6 protein-coding genes and 1 riboswitch are annotated in these 13,191 nt (G+C 40.7%); of the genes, 3 read left to right on the top strand and 3 right to left on the bottom strand.

What is annotated here, in order from left to right; genetic code table 11:
- Positions 1-79 precede the first annotated feature (79 nt).
- From A8B79_RS06015 to A8B79_RS06005, 3 genes are all read right to left on the bottom strand, one after another.
- Complete coding sequence (locus tag A8B79_RS06015) at positions 80-3,685, bottom strand: vitamin B12-dependent ribonucleotide reductase (protein ID WP_066219455.1); 3,606 nt, start codon at positions 3,683-3,685, stop codon at positions 80-82.
- Between the two features lie 495 nt (positions 3,686-4,180).
- Entirely contained in the window at positions 4,181-5,227 is a 1,047-nt protein-coding gene (locus tag A8B79_RS06010) for a YncE family protein (protein WP_066219452.1), read from the bottom strand.
- Positions 5,227-7,125: a TonB-dependent receptor gene (locus A8B79_RS06005; RefSeq protein WP_066219448.1), complete on the bottom strand. Its 1,899-nt coding sequence runs from the start codon at positions 7,123-7,125 to the stop codon at positions 5,227-5,229. The genes A8B79_RS06010 and A8B79_RS06005 overlap by 1 nt, the downstream gene beginning before the upstream one ends.
- Before the next feature lie 37 nt (positions 7,126-7,162).
- A riboswitch (cobalamin riboswitch) is annotated at positions 7,163-7,381 on the bottom strand.
- A 239-nt stretch (positions 7,382-7,620) separates the two neighbouring features.
- On the opposite strand from A8B79_RS06005, the gene A8B79_RS06000 reads away from it, so the two are divergent.
- The 3 genes from A8B79_RS06000 to A8B79_RS05990 all read left to right on the top strand — a co-directional run bounded on the left by A8B79_RS06000 (position 7,621) and on the right by A8B79_RS05990 (position 13,190).
- Entirely contained in the window at positions 7,621-8,355 is a 735-nt protein-coding gene (locus tag A8B79_RS06000) for a DUF3047 domain-containing protein (protein ID WP_066219443.1), read from the top strand.
- A 463-nt stretch (positions 8,356-8,818) separates the two neighbouring features.
- A complete protein-coding gene (locus tag A8B79_RS05995; protein WP_066219440.1) occupies positions 8,819-9,868 on the top strand; it encodes an efflux RND transporter periplasmic adaptor subunit in 1,050 nt (349 codons plus the stop codon).
- 13 nt (positions 9,869-9,881) lie between these two features.
- Positions 9,882-13,190: an efflux RND transporter permease subunit gene (locus A8B79_RS05990; protein ID WP_066219437.1), complete on the top strand. Its 3,309-nt coding sequence runs from the start codon at positions 9,882-9,884 to the stop codon at positions 13,188-13,190.
- Position 13,191: the final 1 nt, after the last annotated feature.

Genomic DNA, 13,191 nt, shown 5'->3' with positions numbered 1-13,191 from the left:
CATTCCGCAGGTCAGGGTTTATCCTGTTCTCCATGAAAGAAATTCTTAGTAAAGGGCGGATTGTCATCCGCCCCAACTTTTAACTACAACCTGAAGTTGAACCGCAGGTAATACATTTCATACACGTTCCGTTTCGAACCATCGTCATGCTACCGCATTCCGGACAAGCATCACCGGTATAACCCAATTGCTTAGCCTTTTCGTAATCAGTTTCGTAGCTGGATCCTGCTTTGGCTTTAGCCTGTGGTGCAACTGCATCCACTGTTTGTTTCTGCGGTTCTGCAACCGGAGCTTTTGCAACAGTTTTGGTGGTTTCCACTACTTCTCCGCCGGGCGTTGGACGAAGATCTCTGGTTGAGATCTCATCAGCAGGAACATGAGCTAAGTCTTCACGACCTAAGTAAGCAACCGCTAATTCACGGAAGATATAATCGATCACTGAAGTACTCATTTTCACATGAGGATTTCCGGTAACCATTCCGCTTGGCTCGAACTTGGTGAATACAAAAGCATCCACAAACTCTTCTAACGGCACTCCGTGTTGTAAACCAAGAGAGATCGAAATCGCAAAACAGTTCAGTAAACTTCTGAAAGCGGCTCCTTCACGGTGCATATCAATAAAGATCTCGCCAAGCTGACCATTTTCGTACTCACCGGTTCTCAGATAAACACTTTGTCCACCAATCTTAACCTTCTGAGTATAACCTTCACGACGGAATGGAAGTCTCTGGCGACGAGCTAGATATTTATGAATAATTCGCTCAGCAACTTCAACAACTTTGTCTTGTTCTGCTGTTGTTGATCCATCTACAGTATCCTCTTCTTCCTCTTCCAGTTCTTCAAATACATCAGCCAAACTGTTCAGCGGCTGACTTAATTTTGAACCGTCACGATAAAGCGCATTTGCTTTCAACATCATTTCCCATGAAAGCATATATGCATCTTTCATGTCTTCGATGGTAGCTTCGTTCGGAAGGTTGATGGTTTTTGAAATTGCTCCTGACAAGAACGGCTGAGCTGCTGCCATCATTCTGATGTGACCGCGAGCTGAAATAAATCTTGTTCCTGTTCTACCACATTTGTTTGCGCAATCGAACACAGCCAAGTGCTCATCTTTTAAATAAGGAGCTCCTTCCACTGTCATAGTACCACAAACATAATCATTAGCTTCAGTAATCTGCTCGCGACTGAATCCTAAGTGACGCAGCATATCAAAAGTAACATCACTTAATTGTTCTTCCGTAATTTCAAGAACATCTTTGCAGAAATCTTCACCGAGAGTCCACTGATTGAAAGCAAACTTTATATCAAAACTACTTGGCAGTGCTGCTTCAACAGCTTCCAGTTTTTCATCGGTAAATCCTTTCGCTTTTAGTGTCTCAGGATTCACATGTGGGCAACCATCTAAACTAGCTGCGCCTTTAGCGTAATCGATAATGGCTTTGGACTCTTTTGCAGAATAGCCCAATGTCTTTAAAGCTTTCGGTACACTTTGGTTGATGATCTTAAAATAACCACCACCGGCAAGTTTCTTGAATTTCACCAATGCGAAATCAGGCTCAACTCCGGTAGTATCACAATCCATAACCAGACCAATAGTTCCGGTTGGTGCAAGTACAGTTACCTGAGCATTTCTGTATCCGTTTTTCTCACCAAGTGCCACAGCGCGATCTGAGTTTTCTTTAGCTGCTTTTAGCAGGTAATCAGGACAGATCGTTGCATCGATTCCCATCGGCTTAACCGTTAATCCTTCATACTCTTTAGGATCAGCATTGTAAGCTGCTCGTCGGTGATTTCTCATCACACGAAGCATATGCTCTTTGTTTCTTTCGTAACCTTTAAAGGCACCTAATTCACCAGCCATTTCAGCACTGGTTTCATACGCTTTCATGTGCATTATCGAAGTGATGGCACCGGCTGTCGCTATTCCTTCATCACTGTCATAAGGAATTCCCTGAACCATTAAAGCGGCTCCGATATTTGCATATCCAAGACCTAATGTTCTGAATACGTATGACAGATCTGCAATTTCTTTAGATGGGAACTGAGCCATCAATACTGAGATCTCAAGCACGGTCGTCCAGATTCTTGAAGCATAGCTAATTGACTCAACATCAAATGTAGTGCATTCTTCATCTTTGAAATATTTCATCAGATTCAGAGAAGCCAAATTACACGCTGTGTTATCCAGAAACATGTACTCAGAGCAAGGATTACTTGCCTTTATCTCGCCATCTTCCGGACAAGTGTGCCATTCGTTGATGGTGTCATGATATTGTGTTCCAGGATCTGCAGAAGCCCAGGCTGCGTAAGCGATCTGATCCCAAAGATCATTTGCCTCAATCACTTTCATTGGTTCCGGCTCGCGACCTTCTTTCTTCGCTTTTGCTTTTTCAACTCTCCAGATAAGATTCCACTGTCCGTCGTCTTTAACCGCCTGCATAAATGCATTCGGAACACGAACGGAGTTATTGGAATTTTGTCCTGCTACAGTAGCATAAGCTTCTGAATTCCAGTCAGTGTCGTACGTATCAAACTTAATGTCTGTAACGCCCTGAGCTGCCAACTGAATTACACGTTCAATATAGTTCAGTGGAACCTGATCACGTTTTGCCTGACGAATTACTTTTCCAAGCTCTTTATTCTTCAGTGGATCACGACTCATTGCGCCGTTAAAAGTTCTGCCTTCGATCTCAACAGGAGTATGGCATAACTTGATAATATCTTTTAAATGCTTTTGCGTGATCTTTGAACCGGAAACCAGAGCCGCAACTTTTTGCTCTTCCTGAACTTTCCAGTTGATGTACTCTTCAATATCCGGATGGTCCAAATCAAGGGTAACCATTTTAGCAGCACGACGAGTTGTTCCACCGGACTTGATGGCTCCCGCTGCTCTGTCACCAATTTTCAGGAAGCTCATTAATCCTGAAGACTTTCCACCACCACTTAAAGGCTCATTGGCTCCTCGGATATTGGAGAAATTACTTCCTGTTCCTGATCCATACTTGAAAAGACGAGCTTCACGAACCCAAAGATCCATGATCCCTCCTTCATTTACCAAGTCATCATCTACACTCTGGATGAAACAAGCATGTGGCTGCGGATGCGTGTAGGAATCTTTTGATTTTGTAAGCTTGCCTGTCTTTGCATCCACATAATAATGCCCCTGCGCCGGACCGTTAATTCCATATGCCCAATTCAAACCTGTATTAAACCATTGCGGAGAATTCGGTGCCGCCATTTGGTTAGCAAGCATATAGCATAGCTCTTCATAAAACACTTTCGCGTCTTCCTCAGAGTCAAAATAATCATGCTTCCAACCCCAATAAGTCCAACAACCCGCCAGTCTGCTGAAAACCTGACGACTGTCCACTTCATGAGAAAACCTATCTTTTTCGTCCAGTTCTTTCAACGCTTTTGAATCAGCTTCTGATCTTTGCAACCATTTTGGGACTCCTTTCTCAGAAACTTTTTTAAGCTTGGCCGGTACTCCTGCTTTACGGAAATATTTTTGCGCTATAATATCTGTTGCAACCTGAGACCAACTGTCAGGAACCTGAACGTTAGACATATGGAAAACCTGTGAACCATCCGGGTTCTTGATTTCCGAAGTTCGGGATTCAAATTTCATTGAGTCGTATGGGGTCTTCCAATCCGCTTGAGTATAGAAGCGCGTAAATTTCATTTATTTCTCCGTTTTTTCGTTGCTAAAATCTTCTTCTTGTCTTCGGGCTGATAGAGCAGGTTAAACCTTTAAGCCAGGAGCCTATTCTCCTTTAGAAGTGAGATTTAATATAGATGTGAGGCTTGGAGTGAGCAAGTTAAATCTGAATTACTTTTCCACAAAAAGAAGCACTTATCCACATTAACAATTGCCAGATTAATCCTCTTAAAAAAAGCAGTGCTATTAATGATTTTTATTACCTGAAATTTGAAGATCGAATCTACGGTTAAATAAAAAAAGCTTCCTTTAAATACTATTAAAGAAAGCTTTTTACATAATATAGAAATGAAAGTTATCCACATTTATATTGTAAATAAACTAATTTTATATATTTTATTATTTATGATTAATTCATTTTAAGGAAAATTTTATTAAAAACTATTTATTAGATTTTTTAACCTAATATAGATAACAATTTAATCTTAATTTTTTTTACAATAGCTTAACTTGAATAGCCTATTCCGCTGAAAAATAAAATGCTCCCGGAATAATTCCTGTTGGAAAACTGTCCACCTTTACACCGTTAAGATCGTATTGAATTGCTAACCCGGACTGGGCAAAATTCTTGGCATCAGCACCCCAAATAAATTGACCTTCATCTGATGTGGAAAACCCTAATGCATAAAAATTCTTTTCTATAAATGCTGAATCTATAACTTCAAAATTATTCATATCAATACTCATTACATCACCATTCATTAGGTAAGCAACATCATCCAGATCATTGAGTACTAAATCGCCGGGATGTCCACCAACTTCAAAACTGGTTACTACTTCAGCTGTTGTACCATTGAGCACATAGATCATTCCGGGAGTGTCATCGTCAGGGTCGCTGAAGTCGCCGTAAGCTCCTGCACAAACTACCCATAACTGATCGTTGTCTTGCTTCAAAATACTTACAGGATTGTCACCCACTGTAATAGTTCCGGTAACTTCATCTGTTGCTGTATTTATTATGCTGAGTGTATTGCCATTACCAAATCCGCTATTTGCCACGTAAGCACGCTCGCCAACAACAGCTATTCCCTCAGGGTTTGATCCCACGGCAATGATGGAAGCCTCTTCATTGGTTACCAGATCGATCACGGAAACTGAATTCCCATAAAGATTTGTTACATACGCTTTGGTTTCACTTACCTGAACCAGTTCTCTGGGACTAGCTTCATTCGCGATTCTGATGGTTGCTATCTTTGTCAATGTTTCCTTATCCACCACTTCAATTTTGCTTGAATTATTAACAACCAGATATAAACGATCTCCAATTTCCGTAGCGCTGTAAAGTATATCTCCGATTGGTGAACCATTTTCATTTTCATATTGGTTTTGAGACGCTTCGCCTGTTACAGGATCATAAGCTGTGATACTTGCATTGGCTTGTCCAAAATTTCCTTCATTCAGAACAAATACTCCGTTCAAAGTTGTTCCTGAGCCAGAATCACTTTTATCACAAGCTGTGGTTAGGGATATTAATATTGCAGATGCAATTAGCAGTGGTCTTTTCATTAGTTACCGTTTTTATGTTTTATAGTTAGTGTTATTAAAAAATTTCTAAGGGGTTGCGGATACAGGCGCACTACTTCATACTGCTCATCCAGAATATTATTCACCTGCACACTAAGATCGAATTGTGTTTTCCTGATGGTTTTCGAATAATTAATTGATGCATCCAGCACGAAGTAGGAAGGCTCAGGATCTCGAATGTCGTTTTGTTCTGTGGAGTATCTTTCTGAAACCCAGTTGCCGTATAGTGATGTTCTCAAATCTCCTCTGCTTACTGAAAACGATCCCGAATATTTCCATTTCGGTACATATGGAAGTTGATCACCGACAGCCGCGTCGCCATCAAATCTGGCCTCATCAATTGTAGACCTTGTATAACTTGAAGATTGAGAATAGCTGAGTTTATAAGTTCCCACTTCAAATTCTTTGAAAGCAGTCCATTCTACGCCATAACTTAACAGTGACAGATAATTCTGAGCCCTGAAGAAAGTTCCGCCTCCGGGATTCCATTTAATCCCATTCGAAATATCCATTCTGAAAAAAGCAAGATTGTGATCTCCTACATTTTTCCACTGATCCGTTATTCCGATCCCGGCTTCTGTTAAAATTGCAGTTTCCGGCTTCAGGTCTTCATTACCACCTTCTGGCCAGTACAGATCATTAAAAGTAGGAGCTCTGAAATTTCTTGAAACCAGTGAATGAAAGTATATTTCATCTTCGATGATCTGATAGTTGATCCCAAGCGAAGGACTCACCGCTGCTCCAAAATCAGAATAGTGATCTACTCTAATAGTGGGAAAAATTCCCAGAGCCTTAGTTGGTGATATTTCAGCCATCAACTGCTCACTTAAAAGATTTCTGTATTTCTTCTCAGTGTAGTTATTGGTCTTTACTTCTGTAAAGTGTGCTGACGTTATATTTGTGAGCGACACCGCTGACGAAATGTAGATGGTTGCTGCCCACTCATTATTCCATTCTCTTCCCGTACTTATACTTTCAATATTCCTGTTCGGGTCAAAGTAGTCGAGTTCAGTTTGTGCCAGGTAGGATTTTATTCCGTGTTGCACATTCCCCGTTCTGAAATGAAATGAACTTACCCAACGGGATGCCGAATCATTTTGCCTGGAAGTTCCCGAACCGACAAATACATTTTCGGGAATTTCATGATCTGATTTCAGATACCAGAATTTTGACTGAAATCTCTTTCCTTCTTTGTTCCATCCGGCTTGCAGTTGAAACTGATCGTTATCAAAAGTCGCGTGCCTTCGATTTTCTTCCTGCTCCGTATTTCTGTCGTAATATCTGTAGTCGTTCTCATTTTCCTGAATTGACCCGCCTAAACCCAGCGTCCAGTTCCCGGCTTCAAATCCGATATTCCCGAATGTGATATAATTGGAGTTTGAACCTATTGATTGTCCAGCAGAAAATTCTCCGGAATTTATTGAAGAAGCCAATGATACTGATCCGCTGATACCACTTCCATAGGTTGAACTTCCTGAACCTGAACTGACTTCCACCGACGAAAATGCTCCTGACCTGATCAAGGAAAGATCGAGCACGCCTAGCATAGAATGATTAATCGGCATGCCTTCCCAAAGTACCCGGGTTTGTTCTCCTCCAAAACCTCTGAATGAAGCCAAAGAAACAGCTCCCGGAGCATTTGAACGAACAAAAATAGAAGAATATCGGCTTAGTGCTTCACCTAATGATTGTCCATTTGTATTTGCTAACTGAACGGAATCAATCAATACAGTATGACTTGGTTGCTTAATAACCGGAATTCTATAGCGGGTGGACGTAACCGTGATCTCTTTCATTTTCAGAGTATCAGAGACAACCTGTGCCGGTACATTCGCAGAAAGCCAAAGTGAAACAGCTATAAAAAGGGTTATAAACCTCATGTAATAATTCTTAGATCTTTTTTCCCGAAAGATGCTATGAAAAATTTACGTATTGGCAGGTCTCCTGGCTTTCCTTGTGCAGCGCCTTCCCGATCCTATTGATCAGTGGCAAAGGTGAGGCTGCGGTTCCGGCTATTGCCGAAAAGGATTACAGTTGCGGGAACAGCTTCCGATTTAGCTGAAGATTCAGAATCACGGAATTCCCTTTTAATTCAGAAACGAACTTGTTTCCAAAACCAACACCGTTGACTTTTAAATTACAAACAGATCAAATCACAAACAACCCCTTATATATGGAATATCCAATGTCCAATATCCAACACTCAATTTTGAACTTTGTTATTGGGTGTTGGGTATTGAACGTCTCTTTTTTACACATTTGTGATGTTGGGTGAACATTCCTTGTCTACCTTGGGTTTACGATAACAGAAAACTGATATGATGTTTAGTTCGTATTCAATAACAGATAAGAAACTTTAACCAATTACAGATCTAATGAGATCATTTATAGCAACTTTTTTCCTTGTAGCTTTTTTAAGCTCATTTACTGCCGCTCAGGATTCACTTGTAATTCCGATCACGAGTTTTAATCCTGCTGAATTTGATGAAGATGCAGATGGTAATAAGTGGCAGCGACTTACTCTTCCCAAAAAAGACTGGACCGAATATACCTTAGTAACAGATGGTGACATTCCTCACATTAAAGCAGTAAGTAATAATTCTGCTTCCGGTTGGAAGTATTTAATCGATATTGATCCCAAGGAATATCCAATCATCGAGTGGCAATGGAAAATCGATGGCGTATTAGAAAATGGAGATATGACAGAAAAAGACGGTGATGACTATCCTGCTAGGATCTATATCACTTATGAATACAGTAGAAAAGATCTTCCATTTGGTGAAAGAATCAAATACGGAACCATGAAAACGTTTACCAGCTTTGATATTCCGCTTCGTTCTATGAATTACGTTTGGGCAAATAAAGCAAAGATCGGCAGAGTTCAGGAAAACGTATTCACAAATTGGGTACATATGGTTGCTACTGAATCTGGCAATGATAAAGCAGGCACCTGGATTACTTCCACAGCTAATGTTTATGATTCTTATAAAGAAGCTTTTGAAGAAGAACCTAAAAACATTACCGGCGTTGCTATAATGACGGACTCTGACAACTCAAAAGGTTCGGCTACAGCGTATTACGGGAACATAGTTTTCAAAAAGAAGAAATAGGATTTGCTCTCCTAACTTTAAAACTGAACTTAACAAACGGGCGTGAACGCCCTCCTAGTTTAAATCTCTTCGATTTTGATCAAGACAACTTGAACAAGCAGATCCTTTAGGTTCTGCAATGTATGGTTTTACCGGTCTTCAATCGCTGCGGATTGAAATCCTGGCTGGTGTACCTGACCAAATCGACATCACCATTCAGCATCAAGTTCACCAGAGAGGACTTTAGTCCGAACGGTTATACAGGTTTTTAGCTATTAACATTTACACACCAATACGGGCGTAAACGCCCTCCTGGTTTAAACCTCTTCGACTTAGACCACGGCAATTTAAACAAATAGATCATTCAGCTTCTGCGGATTCCGTTCCAGATCAGCCAGAGACTCCACCCTTTTTTCTTTGCCTTGTAACATCTTTTTTTTTGAGTCGTCTAAGCGTTTGTAATCAATTCAAACGCTTTTTTATTATGAAAATTAAACAACTTGGCTATTTATCCGCAGTACTACTCCTTACACTTTCAGCTTGCGGAAACGAAGGAAACAATAATGATGAAAATGGTGACGACGAAGAAATCGTAGTTATCCCCGTAGAAGCAACTACCGTATCCCGTGGAGATATTTCTGCTTACTACTCAAATACAGCAACTTTAGAAGCCGAACAAGAAGCTTTAGTTGTTGCTAAGGTCAGAGGTATTATAAATCAGGTTTTAGTTGAAGAAGGCGACAGAGTTAAAGCCGGACAAGTAATCGCCAGGATTGAAGACGAACAGTACAGAATTGAAGCTGAACGGGCCAAATCTAATATGGACCGTCTGTACAACGACTTCAAAAGAAGTAAGGAATTGTACGACAAACAAGCCATTTCTGTCGAAGAATATCAAAACAAACAGTTTGAATATGAAGCTCAAAAATCAGCTTATGAACTTGCCAAACTGAATCAGGAACACACTTCCATCAAATCTCCAATTAGCGGTGTTATTTCTGAAAGGTTGATCAAAAAAGGAAATATGATCGGCACTGATCAAAACGTCTACAGAGTAACAGATTTCGATCCTTTACAAGCAATTCTATATGTACCTGAACACGAAATGGCTAAGATCAACAAAAACCAGCCTGCTGAAATTAAAGTAGATGCATTACCCGGACAGTCATTTAAAGCTCATGTTGAGAGAATAAGCCCGATCGTTGATCCAACAACAGGAACTTTCAAAGTGACCGTTATCATTGATGAAAAAAGCGAAAAACTAAAGCCCGGTATGTTTGGCAGAGTCAAAATTGTTTATGACACCAGACTCAGTACAAAAATGATCCCTAAAGTTGCAGTGATGTCAGAGGATGAAACTCAAACGGTATTCGTGGTCAGAGACTCACTCGCTTACAAAAAGATCATCAAAACAGGCTATGTAAACGGAAGCAATATCGAGATCCTGGAAGGACTTGAAGACGGAGAAGTTGTTGTAACTACCGGACAGGGAAGCCTGAAAGACAGCGCAAAAGTTAATGTAGTTCGCAGCTAAGAGGAACTCCGATATGAAACTCATAGATTTCTCCGTAAAGCGAAAAGTAACCATTTCGATGTTTACAGTGGCGATTCTGTTATTCGGGATTGTTTCACTTTCGCGCCTGAATGTAAACCTGCTTCCGGATCTCAGTTACCCAACTCTTACTGTTCGCACCGAGTTTGAAGGAGCCGCTCCCATTGAAGTTGAAAACCTTATCTCCAAACCAATTGAAGAAGCCGTTGGAGTTGTAAAAGGGGTTAAGCTGGTTCGTTCAATTTCCAGAGCGGGACAATCAGATGTTGTTCTCGAGTTCGCCTGGGGAACCAATATGGATATTGCCAATTTGGATGTAATCGCAAAACTGGATGCTATTCAACTTCCCCTGCAAGCCAAAAAGCCGGTAACGCTTCGTTTTGATCCAACTTTAGATCCTATCATCAGATATGCTTTGTATTATGATGACAGTGAAAAAGAAGATCCGGAAAGTACTGATGACAGAAAAGTTGATCTGGCTTCTTTTTTAGAGCCAGATGAAGACCTTAATGATCCGGAAGCGATCGCCAGATTAAAGCAACTCCGAATCATTTCCGATGAAATTCTGAAAAAGAATCTGGAATCCTCAGAAGGTGTAGCATCTGTAAAGATAAGCGGTGGACTTGAAGAACAAATTCAGGTAAACATTGATCAGGAACGACTAGCCTATCTGAACATTCCCATTGAGACGATCACATCTACTTTAAGTGCGGAAAATATAAATCTATCCGGTGGTCGATTAGAAGAAGGAACACAGCAGTATTTAGTAAGAACACTGAACGAATTTAAAGATGTAGATCAGATCAGAAATACAGTGCTTACCGTTTTAAATGGAAATGCAGTATACTTAAAAGATGTGGCTGACATCCGCCAAGGTTATAAAGAAAGAGAAGCGATTATCCGATTAAACGCTAAGGAAGCAGTAGAGATCGCGATCTATAAAGAAGGTGATGCGAACACGGTTGCTGTTGCTGAATCTGCTAAAGAACGAATAAACGAAATTCAGAGAAACCTTCCTTCCGGGATGAAGCTGGAAAAAGTATACGACCAATCTATTTTCATTTCATCAGCAGTAAACGAAGTTAAAACAGCGGGTATTATCGGTGGTATTCTTGCGGTTCTTGTTCTCTACTTCTTTTTAAGAAATTTTTGGAGTACCGTGATCATCTCGGTTTCGATTCCGGTTTCCATTATCGCCACTTTTAATCTGATGTATGGAAATGACATCACCTTAAACATTATGTCGTTGGGCGGTATCGCACTTGGTATCGGTATGTTGGTGGATAATTCCATTGTAGTACTTGAGAATATTGCCAGACATAAAGATATGGGTAAAAATGCTCTGGAAGCAGCCAAAGACGGAGCCAGCGAAGTGGGAACAGCAGTGATCGCTTCAACACTTACGACCGTTGCCGTATTCTTTCCGTTGGTTTTTGTGGATGGAATTGCCGGACAATTATTCAGGGATCAGGCACTCACTGTTACCTTTTCATTGATCGCTTCTCTTGTAGTTGCGGTTACATTGATTCCGATGATGTCATCCTTAAGTGGCAGGGAAAAAGCAATCACCCCACTTGAGCTTAAAGAACCAAGAACATCTGCGGGGAGATTCTTCAGAAAAAGCAGATTGTTCTTTTTCTATACGATACCAACAGCTGTAACTAAAGCCATTCGGGCGATATTCAATTTCTTTGCCAAGGCTTTAAAATTCATCTTCTCCCCTTTTGTGTGGGCTTTCGATAAATTCTACCAAGCTTCTGAAGAAGTATATTTAGGGCTTCTGAAAACATCTTTAAACAACAGACTTATTGTGATTGTTGTAGCTATTTTTTGTTTTGCAGGCTCTTTAACTTTGGTACAGAAGATCGGTATTGAACTTATTCCGCAGTTATCTCAGGGTGAGTTTAAAGTTGAATTCAAACTTCCTCCCGGAACACCGATCGAGCAGACAGATTCCGCTTTAAAAGCAGTTCAGGAAGCCACAAAGAAAGCTCAGAATGTACAGTCTACTTTTGCAGTTGCCGGAACGGGTAACAGAATGGATGCCAATCCTGATCAAGGTGGAGAAAACTGGGGCGAGCTAAATGTTCTGCTGGCATCAGGAGCTTCTTCTGATACTGAAAGTTCGGTAATGAGTTCTATGAGAAGTTATCTTCAAGTAGTGCCGGGATTGCAGTATAAATTTTCCAGACCGTCTCTGTTTTCATTTTCTACTCCTGTTGAAGTTGAAATAAGTGGTTACGATTTAGAACAGCTTAAAGAAGTAAGCGACCAAATTGTTCAAAAGATGGATGCCAATTCCCGTTTTGCTGATGTTAAAAATTCCATGCAGATCGGTAGTCCGGAAATTCAAATTCTGTTTGACCGAGATCGCGCCGCTGCTTTAGGATTACAAGTGCATGAAGTTGCAGATCGAGTGGTGAGTAATGTTCGCGGTGATGTTGCAACAAGATATTCATGGAGAGATCGTAAAATTGATGTGTTGGTAAGAGCTCAGGAAGAAGATCGCTCTTCTATCGACGAGATCAAGAATCTGGTAATCAATCCAAACAGTGAACGTTCTATTCCGTTAAGCGCTATCGCTGAAGTTAAGATTGCAAACGGTCCTGGAGAAATACGCAGGGCTTCTCAGCAAAGAGTTGCTGTTGTAACTGCCAATCTGAATTACGGAGATCTTGGAGACGCTGCTACTGACGTTCAACAGATCATTAATGAAACAACGATGCCAAGTGGTGTGTTTGCCCGAATCGCCGGCCAAAATGAAGAAATGGGAGAATCATTTAAATCTCTGTTATTCGCTCTGGCACTGGCTGTATTTCTGGTTTATTTGGTGATGGCTTCTCAGTTCGAATCTCTGCTTCATCCTTTTATCATCCTCTTTACTATTCCTCTTGCTTTGGTTGGAGCTATTCTGGCTCTCTTTATTACAGGTACAACTATAAGTGTGGTTGTATTCATTGGTTTGATCCTTCTAGCAGGAATTGTAGTTAACAATGCAATTGTATTGATCGATCTGATCAACCAGCTAAGAGAACGTGGTATGGATAAATATGAGGCTATTATTGAAGGCGGAAAATCCAGATTACGCCCTATCTTGATGACTACATTAACCACTACTTTGGGACTTCTCCCTCTCGCTATCGGATTTGGCGACGGTGCAGAATTAAGAGCTCCGATGGGGATCACTGTAATTGGCGGACTTCTGGTTTCAACGCTGCTAACACTTGTCGTTATTCCTGTGATGTATTCCATCATGGACAGAAAAAATTACGATACACAACCTGAAGTTGTAACGGAGAACTGAT

This window comes from Balneola sp. EhC07 (assembly GCF_001650905.1).
Lineage (GTDB): Bacteria > Bacteroidota > Rhodothermia > Balneolales > Balneolaceae > Balneola.
This window is presented reverse-complemented; position numbering and strand designations above follow the sequence as displayed.